The organism is Polyangium sp. y55x31, from assembly GCF_029946505.1.
Taxonomy (GTDB): domain Bacteria; phylum Myxococcota_A; class Polyangia; order Polyangiales; family Polyangiaceae; genus Polyangium.
The window spans coordinates 257,669-275,613 of sequence record NZ_JARZHG010000005.1 but is presented as its reverse complement, the minus strand read 5'-3'; the positions used below and the strand labels follow the sequence as shown (position 1 = coordinate 275,613).

18 protein-coding genes are annotated in these 17,945 nt (G+C 68.9%); 2 read left to right on the top strand and 16 right to left on the bottom strand.

Annotation, left to right across the window (positions count from 1 at the left end; all coding sequences use genetic code 11):
* Positions 1 to 20: 20 nt before the first annotated feature.
* The 16 genes from QHF84_RS12640 to htpG all read right to left on the bottom strand — a co-directional run bounded on the left by QHF84_RS12640 (position 21) and on the right by htpG (position 16,324).
* Positions 21 to 422, bottom strand: coding sequence for a hypothetical protein (locus QHF84_RS12640; protein WP_281313507.1), 402 nt, complete (start codon positions 420 to 422; stop codon positions 21 to 23).
* 182 nt (positions 423 to 604) lie between these two features.
* A complete protein-coding gene (locus QHF84_RS12635) occupies positions 605 to 1,462 on the bottom strand; it encodes a DUF6544 family protein (protein WP_281313506.1) in 858 nt (285 codons plus the stop codon).
* Positions 1,463 to 1,481: 19 nt separating this feature from the next.
* Positions 1,482 to 1,904 (bottom strand): hypothetical protein, encoded by a 423-nt coding sequence (locus QHF84_RS12630; RefSeq protein WP_281313505.1) that lies wholly within the window; start codon positions 1,902 to 1,904, stop codon positions 1,482 to 1,484.
* Positions 1,905 to 2,036: 132 nt separating this feature from the next.
* On the bottom strand, positions 2,037 to 3,551 hold the full coding sequence (locus QHF84_RS12625) for an IgGFc-binding protein (RefSeq protein WP_281313504.1): 1,515 nt from the start codon (positions 3,549 to 3,551) through the stop codon (positions 2,037 to 2,039).
* A 229-nt stretch (positions 3,552 to 3,780) separates the two neighbouring features.
* The gene (locus QHF84_RS12620) at positions 3,781 to 4,611 is read right to left on the bottom strand and encodes a pyruvate, water dikinase regulatory protein (protein ID WP_136929456.1); all 831 of its coding nucleotides are present in this window, start codon (positions 4,609 to 4,611) and stop codon (positions 3,781 to 3,783) included.
* A 72-nt stretch (positions 4,612 to 4,683) separates the two neighbouring features.
* Entirely contained in the window at positions 4,684 to 5,793 is a 1,110-nt protein-coding gene (dnaJ, locus tag QHF84_RS12615; RefSeq protein ID WP_281313503.1) for a molecular chaperone DnaJ, read from the bottom strand.
* Between the two features lie 63 nt (positions 5,794 to 5,856).
* On the bottom strand, positions 5,857 to 6,747 hold the full coding sequence (locus tag QHF84_RS12610; protein ID WP_281313707.1) for a hypothetical protein: 891 nt from the start codon (positions 6,745 to 6,747) through the stop codon (positions 5,857 to 5,859).
* Between the two features lie 126 nt (positions 6,748 to 6,873).
* Positions 6,874 to 8,364 carry a metallophosphoesterase family protein gene (locus tag QHF84_RS12605; RefSeq protein WP_281313502.1) on the bottom strand — a complete coding sequence of 497 codons (1,491 nt, stop codon included), beginning with the start codon at positions 8,362 to 8,364 and terminating at the stop codon, positions 6,874 to 6,876.
* A gap of 109 nt (positions 8,365 to 8,473) precedes the next feature.
* Positions 8,474 to 9,331 (bottom strand): MBL fold metallo-hydrolase, encoded by an 858-nt coding sequence (locus tag QHF84_RS12600; RefSeq protein WP_281313501.1) that lies wholly within the window; start codon positions 9,329 to 9,331, stop codon positions 8,474 to 8,476.
* Between the two features lie 4 nt (positions 9,332 to 9,335).
* Positions 9,336 to 10,520, bottom strand: a complete 1,185-nt coding sequence (locus tag QHF84_RS12595) for a thiolase family protein (protein ID WP_281313500.1) — start codon at positions 10,518 to 10,520, stop codon at positions 9,336 to 9,338.
* A gap of 53 nt (positions 10,521 to 10,573) precedes the next feature.
* On the bottom strand, positions 10,574 to 11,158 hold the full coding sequence (locus QHF84_RS12590; RefSeq protein WP_281313499.1) for an RNA polymerase sigma factor: 585 nt from the start codon (positions 11,156 to 11,158) through the stop codon (positions 10,574 to 10,576).
* Positions 11,159 to 11,383: 225 nt separating this feature from the next.
* Complete coding sequence (locus QHF84_RS12585; RefSeq protein WP_281313498.1) at positions 11,384 to 11,686, bottom strand: type II toxin-antitoxin system RelE/ParE family toxin; 303 nt, start codon at positions 11,684 to 11,686, stop codon at positions 11,384 to 11,386.
* Entirely contained in the window at positions 11,683 to 11,964 is a 282-nt protein-coding gene (locus QHF84_RS12580; protein ID WP_281313497.1) for a hypothetical protein, read from the bottom strand. The genes QHF84_RS12585 and QHF84_RS12580 overlap by 4 nt, the downstream gene beginning before the upstream one ends.
* Before the next feature lie 12 nt (positions 11,965 to 11,976).
* The gene (locus tag QHF84_RS12575; protein WP_281313496.1) at positions 11,977 to 13,638 is read right to left on the bottom strand and encodes an NAD(P)H-hydrate dehydratase; all 1,662 of its coding nucleotides are present in this window, start codon (positions 13,636 to 13,638) and stop codon (positions 11,977 to 11,979) included.
* Positions 13,635 to 14,372 (bottom strand): pyridoxine 5'-phosphate synthase, encoded by a 738-nt coding sequence (locus QHF84_RS12570; RefSeq protein ID WP_281313495.1) that lies wholly within the window; start codon positions 14,370 to 14,372, stop codon positions 13,635 to 13,637. Before QHF84_RS12570 ends, QHF84_RS12575 begins: the two co-directional genes overlap by 4 nt.
* A gap of 29 nt (positions 14,373 to 14,401) precedes the next feature.
* Entirely contained in the window at positions 14,402 to 16,324 is a 1,923-nt protein-coding gene (gene htpG, locus QHF84_RS12565; RefSeq protein ID WP_281313494.1) for a molecular chaperone HtpG, read from the bottom strand.
* A gap of 80 nt (positions 16,325 to 16,404) precedes the next feature.
* Between htpG and hemB the strand changes: the two genes are divergently transcribed.
* Together hemB and QHF84_RS12555 are read left to right on the top strand one after the other, a co-directional pair.
* Complete coding sequence (gene hemB, locus QHF84_RS12560) at positions 16,405 to 17,388, top strand: porphobilinogen synthase (protein WP_281313493.1); 984 nt, start codon at positions 16,405 to 16,407, stop codon at positions 17,386 to 17,388.
* Positions 17,389 to 17,399: 11 nt separating this feature from the next.
* Positions 17,400 to 17,879 (top strand): hypothetical protein, encoded by a 480-nt coding sequence (locus QHF84_RS12555; protein WP_281313492.1) that lies wholly within the window; start codon positions 17,400 to 17,402, stop codon positions 17,877 to 17,879.
* The last annotated feature ends 66 nt before the right edge of the window (positions 17,880 to 17,945 follow it).

The following is a 17,945-nucleotide window of genomic DNA, read 5'->3' as shown; positions in this document are numbered from 1 at the left end:
CGGAGAGCACTGCGGAAACTTCACTTCGCGTCGACGGGGATCGAAACCGTCTCGGTGAACGGCTCGCACGTCGTGTCCGTGCAGACCGCACCCTTGAGCTCGGCCTCGATCGTCTTCTTGCCGGGCGCGGCGGCCGTCGCGACCACGGCGAAGCTCAGCTCTTCCTTCGAGACCTTCGCATCGGCGGCGACGAGCTTCGCCTTCTCGACCGTCACGCCCTCCGGCGCCTTGAGAACGAGCTTGTGCGGGTACTCGAGGTTGACGTGATACGCGCCCTTCGCCTTGACGGTCACGATCGCCGTCGCCTTGGCGCCGGACTTCCCAGCCGCAGGCGAAACCTTGACGTCGTACTTGTCGCCCGCGAATGCGGCACCAGCAAAAGCAAGGATAGCAACAGCAGCGAGCGAAAGGGCTTTCTTCATGACGACCGTCCTCCTACGTGATTTCGTTTCAGCACGTCCCGTGCCAGACGTCAACGCCCGCTGCACATCCGCAACGATCGCGAAAATTACCGTATCTTCGCGATTTTTCGCCGTTGCGGGCCGGGACGTCAGGAGACGCAACATACGGGGATGGATCAAGAACGGACCGGGTGGGGAAATATTCATCCACCCAGGGGGACGATCCGCTGTTCAGCCCGATAGAACTCGAACCGCTGATCCGTGCCGTGCCAGTACGCCACACGAACACGCGAAGGAATGGTGAGGCCGCCCTCGCTGCACTCCTCTTCGACGTCGACCCCGAACGGGATCCACGTGAAGCGCTTGTCCTTGGTCTGGTTCGACCAGCGAAGCAGGCTCGCCGTGCGCACGCGGCCCGCGTCATCGATGGAGATCGCCACGGTGTGCGGCTCGCCCGCGATGCGGAGCGTGGCGCGAATCGCGTCGGGCCCCTCGACCTCCCAGCGCACGCCACGCGAAGGGAGCAGCGCCGCCGGCGAGAGGATCGATTCGAGCGCGAGCCGGCCCGCCGCCGAACGTCGCACGTCGAGGCCCCGCGCATGCGCCACGGGGACCGCGCCGATCGCATAAAACTCGGTGCCCGCGTCCTCGCCTTCGAGCCAGTCGTACCCCGCGAAGCGGCCACGCCCCGTGCCGACCGTGGCCTTCCAGACGAAGCCGCGCGGCGGCGCGAGGAGCGACTCGGCCTCCATCGGTCGCCACGCGTCCGTCGGCGACAGGCGCATCTCGCCACGAATCGCGAGCCGCACGGCCGGATCGAGGGGCGCGCCCTCGGCGAGCGCATGCCGGAAGTAACGGGCCACGGGCTCGGGGAGGTCGTCGAGCTCGCGCGGATCGAAGCGACCCTCGCTCGGTCGGGGCAGAAGCGCACGCCACCGCCGCTGGATCACGCGGTCGCCATACAGCCGCCGGCCCGCGAGGATGACCGCGCCTCCGAACAACGTGCCCGTGACCCCGTAGACGATGCGGGGGATCAACCTGCCGCCGCCACGAGAAGCCATCCGCTCCTTCGCCTTCCTTTCAGGGCATCGCGCCGGCGTCCATCTTCGCACGCGAGAGCAGGATGGCCACCTCCATCGGCATCGGCGTGCCGCAGAGCTCGCTCATCGCAGGCTGAAGCGTCGCGGCGTGCGGCTCGAAGCCATCGGCGGTGACGAGCACGTTCACCGGGCCGCTGGTCCAGAGCTCGCACGAGAGCGAGGCGAGATCCGTGGGCGGAGGCTTCGTGCGATCGAGGTTGCAAACGAAATTGGCGCCGTCGTCGAGCGTCTTCCACGTGCTCGCATCCGACAGGACGAACGGCGGTTCGTCCCCGGCGCTCCACTCGACGACGATACGAAGATCCGGCGGGAGGGGCTCGTCCTCGGCGCGGATGTCGAGGACGAAGAGCGGCTCCGGGGGTCGTACGGGACAACCGCCCTCACCGCCATGTCCGCCGTCCACATCGGGCGGCGGACGATTGGGACGCTCACACGCGATGAGCGCTGCAAGGACGACCCCCAGAAGCCCTAGGCTCGAGACGAACGCTCTGCGTGAAGACACAGTGCGTCGGAGAATAACTGATTTTCCCGACGATCAGTTGGGCGGGGGCGGGGGCGGGGCGATGGCCGTGAGGTTCAGACCACCCGGGTACTGGTAACTCGTCTGCGCGCCGTACCCCATGACCTGAATGCCCACGGCCTCCGTCGCGGTGAGCACGTGCGCGCCGTTGTTTCCAGGCCCGAGCGGGAGGCGCACGATGCCGTATCCCGAGCTGATCGGCTGCGGCGTCTGCGCCACCGGCTGGCCATCGAGCACGAGCTTCGCCCCGACCGGCTGGACGACGTCGACGTAACTCTCGTCGTAATCGCTCGGCGCGAGGAAGACATACTTCAAGCGGTACTGCTCCACCGCCGTCGAGAGGCTCGCCGCCGGGTCGCCCTTCGGCTCGGCGCTGAACGGGTCGATGAGCGAGGAGCCGAGCTGGAAGGTGCCGACGGCAAACTCGTGATCGCCCGTGACCTCGAAGTTGACGTTGACCTGGCCGAGGTCGAAGACCTGGCCCGCGTTGATGCTGAGCGGCGCGCCCGGCGGGACCTCGCCCGCATACGTGAGCTTCGTGCCGTTGACGTTGCCGTAGATGCGGACGACGTGGCCGACGGGGCCGCCGCCCGGCGAGGTCGGGACCGTCACGATGTACCGCTTGCCGAGCGTCTCGGCCGGGAAGACGGACTCCTCGATGTGATCGCAGTACCCGCTCTCCAGCGGGACGTTGATGCACGGGACGCCCGCGATGACCTGCACGGGTTTCGTCGCGAAGATCTGTGAGCCGGAGGGATCGGCGTCCGGCGAGAAGACGACCTCGACGACCTCGCCTCGGTTCACCGTGAACGACGCGAGGCCGTTCGGTCCCGTGCTCGGGATGCCGCCGCCCGCGATGATCTCGCCCGCCCCGGAGAGCTTGACCTGCACGTTCGTGCCGTCCTGCGTGCCCGTGACCGCGAAGTACGAGCCGATGCTCGCCGCCGGCCAGCCGCCGATGGCCGTGACGCGGTAGTTGCCGGTCATCGCGGTGCTCGGCAAGAGGAGTGAGGCGTCGTTGCTGTAGGACAAACAGTCGTTGAGGCACTGCGTGCCGGGGCACGCGCTCCAGTCCTTGCCCGGCGGGCCGCCCTGCGGGCCGTACTCGAGCGCGTTGAACTGGTAGACCGTGACGGGGCGCGTGGTGACGAGGTGGTAGGCGCCGTTCTGCACGCGCACGGTGTTCGAGAGCGGCGTGGCGCTGCCGCACGAGTCGGCGTCCGGGCCCTTCAACTCGGGGACCCACGGGAGGTAGATCTTCGCGAGGTCGTTCGCCCCCACAGTCGCGGTGGCGACGGTCGTGGCGCCCCGCGTGACCGTGACCTCGGCAGGTTCGTCCCCCGCGTTCGCCACGACGACCGCGTAGTCGAAGATCGACCAGACGTTGTTCGCGACGACCGTGGGCCAGAAGTCACAGCCGATGTACGTGCGCGCCGCCGCAGCTTGCTCGCACGTCTTGGGATCGGCACCGGGATCACCGCCGCCGAGGCCGCCCGATCCGCCGGAGCCGACGAAGATGTCGCCGCCCATGCCGCCGCTGCCGGGTCCTCCCGGGCCGCCCGGTCCTTCGCCTCCGGCACCGCCGTCGCCGAACTCGTTACGGTTCGACGTCGCAGAGCAGGATACCGCGAGGATCCCCGGAACGAGGAGAAGCGCAAATGCAACGAAAGCTGTGTGCTTGAGCCCGGCTGAAGTCATGCGCCCGATTATCCGCCCCGCGCCGCGTCAGGCACAAGGGCGATCAGGCGCGCAAGGCGGTTCAGTGGGCGGCGCGGTTCCGCTCGTGGATGCTCTCGAGGATGATGACGGCCGTCTCCTCGATCGCGCGGCCCGTCACATCGACGACGGGCCACTCGGGGTGCGCGCGGAAGATGTTGTGCGCGAAGTCGAGCTCCGTGCGCACGTGCTCCCGCATCGCGTAATTCGTCTCGGGGGGCATGCCGAGCTGACGCAGGCGCGCCTGGCGGATCTCGCAGAGCTGGTCGAGGCCGATCGTGAGGCCGACGATGCGATCACTCGGCGCCTCTTCGATCTCGTGCGGGAGCGGGACGCCGAGCACGAGCGGGAGGTTCGCGACCTTGAGGCCGCGCTGCGCGAGCAGCGTCGAGAGCGGCGTCTTCGAGGTGCGCGAGACGCCGACGAGGATGATGTCGGCCTTGCGGAAGTTGCGCGGCTCCTTGCCGTCGTCGCTCTTCACGGCGAACTCGACGGCCTCGATGCGGCGGAAGTACTCGTCGCTGAGCGGCAGCATCGCGCTCGGCAGGTTGATCGGCTCGCGATCGAGGAAGGTGCCGAGCTTGCCGATGAGCGAGCCGATCACGTCGATCGCCTCGATGCGCAGCTCCGCCGTCGCCGAGTGGATGAACTCGCGCAGCTCGGGGCTGACGACGGTGAACACGAGGAGGGCGCCCTCCTTCGCGGCGCGCTCGAGCACCGGACGCGCGACTTCCTTCGTGCGCACGCGCGTGTGCAGGCGGATCTGTACGCCCGCCTGCGGGAACTGGAGGAGCGCTGCGCGGACGACCTTCTCCGCAGTCTCCCCCGTCGAGTCGCTCAGCACGTCGATGAACTTGGACATGGGCTTGCTCATTCTCGTCTTCGTCTCGGTCGGATCGAGGAGCGCTGACGTGGTCGTTTGAGCCACGCCGCTCGAACGACAAGCCTACCCAAAAAGGTTCTTCAACTTGTCCATGAAACTCTCACGCTCGGCCTCTTGCGGCACTTCGCCCAGGGTCGACGCGAGCCGGGAGATGATCTCCTTCTGCTCGTCCGTGAGCCGGGTCGGCACTTCGACGCCGATTTCCACGAGCTGATCACCACGGCCGCCCATGACGCGGCGCACGATGCCCTTGCCTTTGACGCGCAGGACCGAGCCCGGCTGCGTGCCCGCCGGAATGCGCAGCTTGCCCTTGCCTTCGAGCGTGGGGACCTCGACCTCGCCGCCGAGCGCGGCGATCGGGAAGGAGATCGGGAGCGAGCAGACGACATCGTCACCGACACGTCGAAAAAATTCATGCGGGGCGACGCGGATCGTGAGCTCGAGGTCGCCGGGCGCGCGATCGGGTCGCGTGCAGTTGCCGCCGCGCTCGACGAGGCGCGTCGCGCCGTTCTCGATGCCCGCGGGGATCGTGACCTCGATCGTGCGCGACTTCGCGACGACGCCCGCGCCGCGGCAGTTCTTGCACGGGTCGAGCACGATGCGGCCCGTGCCGCGGCAGCGCGTGCACGGGCGCTCGATGGCGATCGGGAAGACGCCCTGCTGCATGCGGACGCGGCCGCGGCCGAGGCAGAGGCTGCAGCGCTCGGTCTGCGTGCCCTTCGCCGCGCCGACGCCGCCGCAGTCGTGGCACGGCTCGACGCGCTCGTACGTGATCTCCTTCGTGCAGCCGAACGCGGCTTCCTCGAAGCTGATGCGGATCTCTTTCTGGAGGTTGCCGCGGTCGCCGACCTTGATGCCGAGCGCGCCGAGCAGGTCGCCGAAGAGGCCGTCGATGTTGAGGTCGTTCAGATCGACGTAGCCCGCGCCGCCGAAGGGGTTGCCTGGCTGCGCGCCGGATGCGCCCATCGGGCCGAAGCGATCGAACGCGGCGCGCTTCTGCGGATCACTCAGGATCTGGTAGGCCGCGTTGATCTCCTTGAAGCGCTGATGCGCTCCATCATCACCCGGGTTCTTGTCCGGATGGTGCTGCGCGGCGAGCTTGCGGAACGCGCTCTTGATCTCGTCCTGCGTCGCCGAGCGGTCGACGCCGAGCACATCGTAGGGATCGCGCACGGGGGCCGGAATAGCACCGATCCGGACGAGGGCCCAGGGGGTCTGGGCCGATCCGGCGCGCGTTCAGGGGAGAACTTTGCGCGTCGGGCACTCGCCGTCGCCCTGGTAGTCGCCGAGCGTGCGCGCCTGGGCGAGGACGTAGTCGTACGCGGTCTCGATGGGAACGCCGGCGAGGCTGTACTTGTCGGGCGGGAAAACGTCGGCGGCTTTCGTCTGCTCGAGTTCGTCGAGCGTGGTTTCGCCGTCGCCGTTCGCGTCCGCGTCGGCGATGTACTGGGCGTAGCGCGCCGTGACCTCGGCGCCGGCCGTGATGTTGTTGAAGAACCAATGATCGCCGTGGATCGTGGGTTTGACCGGCACGGTGCCGCCGGCCGGGACCGCGAAGCCCGGGATCCCGTCCTCCGTCGCGCAGTCGTCGTACGAGGTGCCGGCCGCGAGACCCCAGCGGAAGCTCTTCTGCGTGGCGCCGTTGCTGAGCGTGCCCGCGATGTAGAGCGAATAGCCGTTGTCGACGAGGAGCGCGACGTCGGCCTCGGCCGTGTCGCCGAGGCCCTTGGCGCCGGGTTTGGCGTTCGGCAGGTCGAAGCCGAAGCGGTCCCATCGGGTCGCGCTCACGTCCTCGAACGTCGCCACGACGTACCCGCCCGCGGGGACCTTCTTCAGGTCGAGGACGTAGACGTCGGGCGCGGAGAGCGTTTCGGTCGCGTCCGAGCGGGATGCGCGGATGTTGCCGATCGCGACGAGGAAGTGGTCGTAGGTGACGCTCCAGCCGTCTTGGATGTCCTCGTCGCCCATGCCGGCGGCGAGGCCGTTCGGGATGGTGTCCTCGGCCTCGACGAAGATCTGGGCCGAGCCCTTCTCGGACGTCGCGCCATCCTCACCGCCGCAGCCGACGACGAAAAAGGCCGCGCCTCCAAGGGCGAGGAGCTGCGCACGGATCCCGCACATTCGCATCACTTGAATCACCTCCGCAAAAGCAACTTCGATCAAGTAGCAAACGAGTTGCAGTAGCGCAAGAGCGAACGGGGGCGCTCGCGCGGCGCATCGGCGCGCGCGTGGGAGCGCCCGGGGCGGCGCGGATCACTTGGTGAGGGTGATGGTGTCGATGACCGGATCGGTCTCGTCGGGCCGGATCTCGTGCGACTCGATGGTCAGCGAGGTCTTGTTCGCCTTGAGGAACGAGTAGAAGCCGAAGACGGTCTTGCTGTCGTAGCTCGCGCTCTTGTCGGTCCACACGCTGGTGCCGTTGCCATACGCATCGGCGCCGGCGCCGGCGCAGACCATGTAGATCGTGCCCTTCGCGGGCGGCTCCTGGACGACGGGCTCGAGCGTGCCCTCGGCGAGCGGGCCGGTGAGCGGCTTCGTGCGCTCGTAGTTGTGGTCGTGGCCGAGGACCATGAGGTCGACCTGGTACTTGTCCCAGATCGGCACGAAGAACTGCCGCCCGAGCAGGACGTCCGAATCGGTGCCGTGCGACGAGGAGGAGAACTCGGCGTGATGATGCATGCCGATGATCCACGGCACGTTCGCGCGGTTCTTGTTCGCCGCGTCGAGGTCCTTTTCGAGCCACGCCTTCAGCATCGGCGCGTATTCGGGTTTTCCGGTCGGAGACGTGATCCAGAAGTCGTCGACGACCACGACGTGGACCGGGCCGATGTCGACCGAATAAAACAGCTCGTTGTAATCGCCGAAATTCTTGGTGTCCTGGGGCAGGACGACGCTGCTGTAGAAATGGGTCGTGTGGTTCTCGTGGTTGCCGTGCGTCGACAGGGTGAGGAGCTGGCCGAGCGTGAGGAGGCTATTGTCGGCGTCCTTCGCCGCGAGATCGAGCCACTTGTGCCATTCGCTCTGGTCTGTGGCGAAATTGATCATGTCGCCCGAGAAGAGCTGGGCCGTGACGCCGGCCTTCATCATGCGGCGCTGGATCAGGCGCCAGGCCTGGTTGTCCTGGCCGCGCGCGTCGCCCGAGACGCCGAGGATGACCTCGGTATTGGGATCCTTCGGCGTGGTGGTGAAGGAATGGACCTCGCTCCAGACCTCCTTGCCCGCGGGGCCGCCGCCGACGCGATAATAATAGGTCGTCGCGGGGCTCAGGCCGCAGAGGTAAGCCTCGTGCATGCGGTCGTCGCCTTGCGGGGCGAGCTGGCCCTCCGGGGTCACCCAGGTGACGCCGTTCTTGCGATTCGCGGCGGGCCAGGTCGACGGGTCGGGCGTGGTGCCCCACTGGAGCTCGCTGGCGAGGGTCTCCAGGTCGGTCTGCCAGCCGAAACCCGCGGAGGTCGCAGGGTCGGCGCGGCCCGGGGCGCCGAGCTCGACGTTGCCGCCGAGGCCGAGGCGGACGCGGCGGATGTCGGGCGCGGCCGAGACCCTGGCGCTGCCGCGCTGGAAATTGAGGTATTCGGGGCGGGTGGCGATCTCGAAATCGCAGCCGTCGGGCTGGAAGCGCTCGATGTTGGGCTCCGGCGGCGGCCCGCCCGGGCCGACGGGCTCGTCCGCGCAGGCAGGCGCGAGGAGCGCGAGGCCGGCGAGGCCCGCGAGGCCGAATGCACAGGAAGCGATTCTGGTGTTCATGAAGCCCTCTCCGTCGTCCAAAGCCTGCCGGTGCCGGCGATCGAAAAGCGCGGCGAGCTTAGGCCGAAGTGCCGCGGCGGGGAACCCCCTGCCCGCGTGGAGCGGCGCGTCAGGAGCCGGGGGCGAGGCGATAATCGCCCGACGCGGTCCGCGAGACGCGGCCCTCGCGCACGAGCTTGACGAGGTGTGCTTCGAGGCTCATCCGCGCAATGGGCCAGAGGAAAGGCGGCGTGTCGGCGTAGGCGACGGGCAGGAGCGCGTCGAGGCTCCCGCCCTCGGGAGGCATCCCCTCGAACGCCGCGACGACCTTGGCCTCACGCGCGAGGCGATGCGTGATGTAACGGCGAAAGAGCGTGGTCGGCTCGTCGATGGGCTCGCCGTGCGCGGGGAGCGCGACCGATGCCGACAAACCCGCGAGGCGATCGAGCTGCGCGAGGTACTCGATCATGTCGCCGTCCACGGGCTCGATGAGGATCGTGCCCTCGCTCGCGACCATGTCGCCGACGATCACGGCGCCCGTGTCCTCGTCGAGCAGGCAGACGTGGCCCGGCGCGTGGCCCGGGGTGTGGAGCACACGGAGCGGCATGGGGCGCGGGCCGGCGAGGACGATCCGCTCGCCATCTTCGAGGAAGCGATCGACCCGGACCTCCCCGGCGAGGCGCGCGGCCGTCTCGTGGTGCGCGAGCAGCGGCAGGCGGAGCTCGTTCGCGAAGAACGACGCGCCGCCCACGTGATCCGCGTGGTGATGCGTGAGGACGATGCCGATGGGGTGGCGGCCGTGGCTCGAAAGGGAGCGCGCCCACGCGAGCCATTCACGCCGCTCGTCGTCGAACGGCGTCGCCGGCTCGACGAGCAGGACCTCCTGCTCGCCGAGCGCGTAGCTGTTCGTGTGGGTCGCGGGAGGCAAGGTGGGCGTGAGCGCGGGAAAACGCTCCACACCCAGCGTGACACGCCACGGCCGCCCCATGTCTCTACCGCTCGAGCACGACGGCGAGCGCCTCGCCGCCGCCGATGCACAGCGTCGCCAGGCCCCGTTTGTCGCCGCGATCCTTCATCGCGTGGATCATCGTCGTGAGCATGCGCGCGCCCGTGGCGCCGATGGGATGGCCGAGCGCGACGGCGCCGCCGCGCACGTTGACGCGGGCGTTGTCGATGCCGACGAGCTTGTTCACGGCCAGCGTCACCACGGCGAAGGCCTCGTTGATCTCCCAGACGTCGATCTGCTCCTTCGTGAGCTTGGTCCGGGCGAGCGTGTTCTCGATGGCGGCCGCGGGCGCCGTCGTGAACCACTCGGGCTCCTGGGCGGCGCCGCCGTAGCCGGCGATCCGCGCGAGCGGCTCGAGGCCGAGCTCCTTGACGGCCTTCTCGCTGGCGAGCACGAGCGCGGAGGCGCCGTCGTTGATCGAGGAGGCGTTCGCCGCGGTGATGGTGCCGTCCTTCTGGAACGCGGGCTTGAGCGTGCCGATCTTGTCGGGCTTGCCGGCGGGCGGGCCCTCGTCGAGCTTCACGACCACGGCGTCGCCCTTCTTCTGCGGGACGCTGACGGGCACGATCTCCGCGTCGAAGAGGCCTTCCTTCTGCGCGGCGAGGGCGCGGCGGAAGCTCTCCTTGGCGAACTCGTCCTGCGCCTCGCGGGAGAACTCGTACTTCTTGGCACACAGCTCGCCGGCGTTGCCCATGTGGAAGTTGCCGTAGGGATCCCACAGGCCGTCGTGGATCATGCCGTCGACGATCTTGTTGTCGCCCATGCGGTAGCCGTTACGCGCCTGCGTGAGGTAGTACGGCACGTTCGACATCGACTCCATGCCGCCCGCGACCACGATCTCGGCGTCGCCGAGCGCGATGCTCTTGGCGCCGAGGATGACGGCCTGCATGCCCGAGCCGCAGACCTTGCCGACGGTCGTCGCGGGGACGTTCTTGGGGATGTTCGCGTAGATGGCGGCCTGGCGCGCGGGGGCCTGGCCGACGCCGGCGCCGAGGACGTTGCCCATGAAGACCTCGCCGACGCGATCGGCCGGGACCTTCGCGCGCGAGAGCGCGGCCTCGATGGCAGCGGCGCCGAGGCGCGGAGCAGGCAGGGCCGAGAGGGCGCCGAGGAACGCGCCGATGGGCGTGCGGGCAGCGCCGACGATGTACACGGGAACGGGCAAGGTCATCGCATCCTCCGGGAGGCTCGGGCGCAACGTAGCGCGCGCCCCGGAGAAGCGAACTACTCCAACATGTTGCACTGCACAAGCGACGCGTCCCGATCCGCCTCGAGGGCCTTGGCGAGCAGGCGCCTGCCGCGGTGGAGGCGGCTCATGACGGTGCCCACGGGCACACCGAGCTTCTCGGCGGCGTCCTTGTAGGACATCTCCTGGAGGTCCACGAGGATGAGCGCCTCGCGATACACGGGCTGGATGGCCTCGAGCGCGCGGAGCGTGGGCGGCGAGAGCGCGGTCATCTCGGAGACCGCGGGCGCGGCCGTCCACGCGTTCGGGTCGGAATAGAGGACGTCGAGGGCGCGTCGTTCGCGGCGATTGCGGCGGCACTTGGTGATGAAGACGCTGAAGAGGATCTGGTGGACCCACGCCTTCAGGTTCGTGCCGGGGCGGTACTGGTTCTCGAAGCGGAGGGCGCGCTCGACGGTGTCCTGCACGAGGTCCTCGGCGAGGGCGCTGGAGCGCGACATGCGAAGCGCGCGGCCAAAGAGCTCGGGAGCCATCGCGGCGACGCCTCGGCGGAGCTCCTCGATCGAGTTGGCCTGGAGAGACTTCGAGGGGACGGGCGTGGTGGCGAGGGCCTGAGCGAACATGGGTACGTGACCTCCTGGTGACCACGGCCTTTCGCAAGGCGGGTGCCCAGGGGTGGCAAGCCCTAAGTGCTCGGAATCATTGCTGCGTGACGGGGCGTGTGTCCCCCCGACGTGTCAAATCGACACCGGGGCGTGTCCAGGCGCCAACCTGTCGTGGGAAGGCGGGGGATCGTTCGGGCGTACGGCCGCCCTTCAGGTCGTCACGTCCCAATTCGGGCGACTACCTCAACGAAGGGACGGTGGCCGCCGTCGGCGCGTGCTCCAGATGGCGAGGATGACGACGAGAGCCTTCGTCGGGTGGTACCGGTAGTACACGTAGAACTGCGTTTTTTCGAGCAGGAGCCGGCGAACTCCGACAGGCCCGGCCTGATATTCGGCCCCGACCTCAGGAACGACGCGGAGAAGACGAACAGCCTGCGCGAGCTCGGCGACGAACTTCGGCCACAGCCCTGTCGCATTCGCCTGACACCACATCTCGATGCGCTCGAGCTCTCCGAGCGCCCGCCGAGCGAAACGAACGTCCATCATGAAGCGCGAGCGCGGAGACGAGCGATCACCTCGTCGGCGTCGACGGTGTCTCCGGCATCGTCTTGCGTGATGCCCTCGGCGAGCGCCGCGTGAAGGGCTTCACGCTCCTCGTCGTCGAGTCCATCGAAGGCATCCCCCCCGACCGCAACGAGCTCCACGACGGCTCCCTCCGGCAGCTCGGTGGGCTCATCCAACACGAGGCGGCCGTTACGCACGCTGGCTTTCAGAGCGAGCATCGGTGTGAGTCTAGCACGGGTTTCAGCCCGTTCTTTCTTCACCCATGGTAGCTCTCAGCTCGCGAGGGGGTCTCCGCCGCGGACGAGCGCCGCGAGGATCTGCGGGACGAGGTCGGGGATCTCGCCTGCGAACAGGCCTCGGTCGCAGCCGGTGCGGGCGCGCCAGAGGTCGCCGGCGAGGGCGTGGACGAGGACACCCGCGCAGGCGGCTTCGTCGGCCGACATGCTGCAAGCGAACGCGGCGATCAGGCCGGTGAGGACGTCGCCGGAGCCAGCCGTGGCGAGGGCGGGGTTGCCCGCCATGCAGATGAAGAGGCGGCCCTCGGGCGTGGCGATGATCGTGCGGGCACCCTTCAAGATGACCGTGGCGTTCGTGCGCGCGACGGCCTCGCGGACAGCGCCGAAGCGGTCCTGCTCGATCGCGGTGGCGCTGCGGCCGAGGAGGCGGCCGAGCTCGCCGGGATGCGGCGTGAGGACGAGGCGGCCTTTCGCTTGTGCGAGCGATTCGGGGCGGCCCGCAAAGTGCGTGATGGCGTCGGCGTCGACGACCTTGAAGCCGTCCCAGCCGAGCACGACGTGATCGACGGCCGCGCGCGCCTCCGCGCCGAGGCCGAAGCCCGGGCCGATGGCGACGGTGCGGCGGCCGGCGAGGGCGGCGTCGAGCGAGGGGCCGATGCGGTTCGGGTCGATCCGCGTGGTCATCACTTCGACGACGCGGGATTCGAGCGAGGTCGCGGCCTCGGGCCAGGTGCCGATCGTGACGAGGCCGGCGCCGGCGCGCATGGCGGCCTTCGCCGTGAGCAGCGAGGCGCCGAGCTTGCCGGGCGAGCCCGCGACGACGAGGACGTCGCCGGCCTTGTGCTTGTGGACGCTCGCCTCGCGAGGCGCGAAGTACGAGCCGACGGTCTCGCGGCGGATGACCTCCGCGACGACGCCGACGTGGGCGAGGATCGGCGGGTCTGGGACGCCGAGGTCGACGACGTGCACGTTGCCCGAGAGGCGCGCGCCCTCGGGCGTGAGCATGCCGATCTTGAGGTGGCCGAAGGTGACGGTGTCGTCGGCGCGCACGGCGATGCCGAGCGGCGCGCCGCTGTCGGCGTCGAGGCCCGAGGGGATGTCGAGCGCGACGCAGCGGGCGGCCGCGTCGTTGAGCACGGCGATCACGTCGGCGAGGTGGCCGGTGATGGGCCTGTCGAGGCCGGTGCCGAAGAGGGCGTCGATGACGAAGTCGGCGCGCGAGAGGGCCGTGTGCAGCGGGCCGAGGCTCGATCCCTCGGGCAGCTCGAAGAAGCGGCCGCCGAGGTCGATGTAGGCGTCGTGGTTGATGCGCGCGTCGCCCATGACCTTCTCGCTCTTGCCGGCGAGGTACACCTCGACCTCCGCGCCACGCGCATAGAGGTGGCGCGCCACGACGAACCCGTCGCCGCCGTTGTTGCCGGTGCCGCAGACGACGACGACGCGCGCTTCGAGCGGGTACGTGGCGGGCTGGCCGGGGCTGCGAACGTGGCGGACCGGGAACGAGCGGGCGCGGGCGGAGATCGCGTCGGCCTCGCGGCTCGGCGCGTTCGGGCGGCGGCGCGCTTCGATCATCGCGGAGAGGACGTCCGCGGCGCCGCGGCCGGCGTTCTCCATGAGGACGACGCCGGGCACGTGGCAGGTCTCGATCGCGTACTTGTCGAACGCGCGCATCTGCGCGCGCGTGAGGACGGGGATCATCGGGAACGGCCTCGTACGCCGCGATCGATGGCCCTTCGAAGGTCTCGCACGGCGCGGTCGAGCCCGAAGAAGACGGCATCGGCGATGACCGAGTGGCCGATGTTGACCTCGACGAGGTCGGGGATGGCGACGACGGGCCCGACGTTGTGCCGGGTCAAACCATGGCCCGCGGCAATCTCGAGGCCGAGCGCCGCGCCGCGGGCGGCGGCGCGCTTCAGCCGATCGAGCTCGTGCTCGGCTTGCTCTCCCGTGGCGTGGCAGTACTCGCCCGTGTGCAGCTCGATCTGCGCGACGCCGAGCGCCGCGGAGGCCTCGACCATGGCCTCGTCCGCGCCGATGAACAGGCTCACCTTGATCCCGCGCTCCTTGGCCATCTTCACGGCGGCCTCGATGCCGGCGCGTTGCCCGATCACGTCGAGCCCGCCTTCGGTCGTGCGCTCCTCGCGGCGCTCGGGGACGAGCGTGATCACGTCGGGACGAACCCGCGACGCGATGCCGATCATCTCCTCGGTCACGGCCATCTCCAGGTTGAGGAGCGTGTTCACCGAGGCGCGCAGGCGCGTGACGTCGTCGTCGGTGATGTGGCGCCGATCCTCGCGCAGGTGCGCGGTGATGCCGTCGGCGCCGGCCGCTTCGCAGAGGCCGGCGGCGAAGACCGGATCGGGGTAACGCGTGCCCCGCGCGTTTCGCACGGTGGCGACGTGATCGATGTTGATGTGCAGCCGAACCGCCATGATGGCGGACTCTACACCATCGACGGGATTTAGCGCGTCACGGCCGCGTTGGAAGCCTGCACGAGCAAGTCCTGGATGTGCTGCACGAGCTTGGCCGGGTCGACCACCACGCCCTCGGCGAGCAGCGCCTGCTCGTAGAGCAGCTCGGACCAGAGCTTGATCGGCTCCGCGCTCGGGTCCTTCTCGGCCAGCGCGCTCAGGTTCTTCACGATGGGACTCTCGGGGTTGAGCTCCAGGATCCGCTTCGCCTGGGGCGCGTCCTCGCCCATCATGCGCATGATGCGCTCCATGTTGACGCCGAGATCACCCTCGGCGGCGACGAGGCAGCTCGCGCTGTCGGTGAGGCGGCGCGAGGCGCGCACGTCCTTCACACGATCGCCGAGCGTGGCCTTCACGGCGGAGACCGCGCTCTTGATCTGCTCGCCGGCCTTCTCGTCGAGCTTCTCGTCCTTGTCGCCGAGATCGATGTCGCCGTGCGCGATGCTGCGCAGGCGGCGCTTGTCGTACTCGGTCAGGCCTTGCACGACCCACTCGTCGACGGGCTCCGTCATGAAGAGGACGTCGTAGCCGCGCTTCTTGAAGGCCTCGATGTGCGGGCTCTTCTCCAGCGAGCGGCGGCTCGTGCCCGTCAGGTAGTAGATCTCCTTCTGCGACTCGGGCATCGCCGCGACGTACTGCTTGAGCGAGATGAGCTCTGCTTCCGGCGTGTTCATCGAGCCGAACCGGCAGAGGTCCGCGATCGCGTCCTTGTTCTTCCAGTCGATCGACACGCCCTCCTTGAGGACCTTGCCGAACTCCTTCCAGACCTTCGCGTACCGCTCGGGCTCGCTCTCCGAGAGCTCCTTCAAGCCCTTCAGGACCTGCTTCGTGATCTGCGTCTCGATCTGCTTCAGGGCCTTGTCCTCCTGGAGCATCTCGCGCGAGACGTTGAGCGAGAGATCCTCGGAGTCGACCACGCCGCGCAGGAAGCGCAGGTAGATCGGCGCGACCTTGTCGCAGTCCTCGATGATGAGCACGCGCTTCGCGTAGAGGCGGATGGCGCGGCGATCCCGCTGGAAGAGATCCGGCGGCGCCTTCTCGGGCACGTAGAGCAGCGCCTGGAACTGGACGGGCGCGTCGATCGAGACGTGCAGGTGCCAGAGCGGCTTTTCGCCCTCGTAGCCGCCCGTCACGTGCCGAAAGAACTCCGCGTGTTGCTCCTCCGTCACCTGCGACTTCGGCAGCGACCAGATCGCCGCCCTGCGGTTCGCGACCTCGCCGTTCACCGAGATCGGGAAATGGACGAAGTCCGAGTACTTGCGGATGATCTCCTTGATCCGCCAGGCCTTCGTGTACTCGCGCGCGTCCTCCTTGAGGTGCAGCGTGATCTTCGTGCCGGGGTGCTCGCGCTCGCCCGTCGCGACCGTGAACGTGCCCGCTCCCGCCGAGCGCCAGAGCACGGGCTCGGCGCCCGGGAGCATGGAGCGCGTCTCCACGTCGACACGCGAGGCGACCATGAACGCGGCGTAAAAGCCCACACCGAACTGGCCGATGAGCTTGACCGCGCCGTCCTTGTCCTGGCTCGCGCGGAGGGCCTCGGCGTGCGCCTTCAAGAACTCGAGCGAGCCGCTCTTCGCGATGGTGCCGAGGTTCTGCACGACCTCGTCGCGGGTCATGCCGATGCCGTTGTCCTCGATGACGATGGTGCGGGCCTCGTCGTCGAGCTTGATCGAGATCGCGGGCTCGCCTTCCTGCTCGGTGACGTCCTTGCGCGTCAGGGCGAGGAAGCGGGCCTTGTCGAGCGCGTCGGAGGCGTTCGACACGAGCTCGCGCAGGAAGACCTCCTGGTTCGCGTAGAGCGAGTTGATGACGAGCGAGAGGACCTGCTGCACCTCCGCCTGGAACGGCATCTCCACGGCGGCAGGCGACGCGGCGGGGGGAGCTTCGGGGGTCGGGGGGGCTTCTTGGCTCATGGCGACGACGAAATGGATCCGGTTTTTGGAAATGCAATCCCCCTCCCCGCACGAAAAAGCGCGCTGCTACAGTGCCCCCCGTGTTCCCCACTGAACGACCCCGCAGGCTCCGCCGCTCGTCGGCGATCCGGAGCCTGGTCCGCGAAACTTCCCTCGCCCCCTCCGACTTCATCCTGCCCCTCTTCTTCCACGAGGTGCTCGACGCGCCCCGCGCCATCTCCACGATGCCGGGCGTCTTCCAGCTCCCGGTCGCCGCGGCCGCCGAACAGGCACGGCAGGCGCGCTCGCTCGGGCTCGGCGGGGTCATCCTGTTCGGCCTGCCCCGGACGAAGGATGCGAGCGGTTCGAGCGCGTACGATCCGAGCGGCCCGGTGCCGCGCGCGGTCGCGGCCATGAAAGATGCGGCGCCGGAGCTCCTCGTGATCACGGACGTCTGCGTCGACGAGTACACCGACCACGGGCACTGCGGGATCCTGAAGCCGGGCCCGCGCGGCGATCTCGAGGTCGACAACGACGCGACGCTTTCGGTCCTGGCGAAGGCGGCGGTCGTGCACGCGGCGGCAGGCGCGGACATCGTGGCGCCGAGCGACATGATGGACGGGCGCGTGGGCGCGATCCGCCGCGCGCTCGACGGCGAGGGCCACGAGGGCACGGCGATCCTGTCGTACGCGGTGAAGTACGCGTCGAGCTTCTACGGCCCGTTCCGCGAGGCCGCGGACTGCGCGCCGAAGTTCGGCGATCGCGCGGGCTACCAGATGGATCCGGCGAACACGCGCGAGGCGCTGCGCGAGGCGCGGCTCGACGAGGAGGAAGGCGCGGATCTTCTGATGGTGAAGCCGGCGCTGCCCTACCTCGACGTGATCGCGAAGGTGCGCGCGGCGTCGCCCTTGCCGCTCGGCGCGTACAACGTGAGCGGCGAGTACGCGATGATCAAAGCCGCGTCCGCCGCGGGGATGATCGACGAGAAGCGCGCGGTGCTGGAGCTTTTGACGTCGATCCGGCGCGCGGGGGCAGACTTCATCCTGACGTACCACGCCGTGGACGCGGCGCGCTGGCTCGGCTGATGGGTCACGTGATGCGCTGGGGAATCCTCGCGGCCACGCTCGCGCTCGCGGGATCGAGCGGCTGCAACACCATCAACTCGATCGGCCCGAACTGCGACCGCTCCGCCGACACGAACACGCCGGTCCGGTACACGGAGGGCACGGTGGAGAGCGGCGTCTACATGAGCGCGCCATGGGACGGGGAGCTGCTCTGGTTCCCCGCGGGCATGCGGTACGAGCTCGATCATGGGCTCGGCGAGGTGCCGCGGTTCGTGAACATCTGGCTGTCGTTCGACAAGTGCGGGACGAAGAACAGCACCGTCGCGCAAGCATCGGGCAACCAGGCAGAGCTGCGCGAGGTCGACGCGAACAAGCTCGTGATCGTGAACGGGAGCTGCGTGGATTACTGGCTGCTCGTGGTTGCGGGGACCGGGGATGGGGAGCCGGATCCGCCGGAGGATCCGGCGTCGATGCCGCACGGGAGTTGCTCGGTCGAGGATGCGGGGATGTGAGGGAAGCCCCCGCCCTCGCGGAACGACATCCCGCCCTCGCGGAACGACATCCCGCCCTCGCGGAAC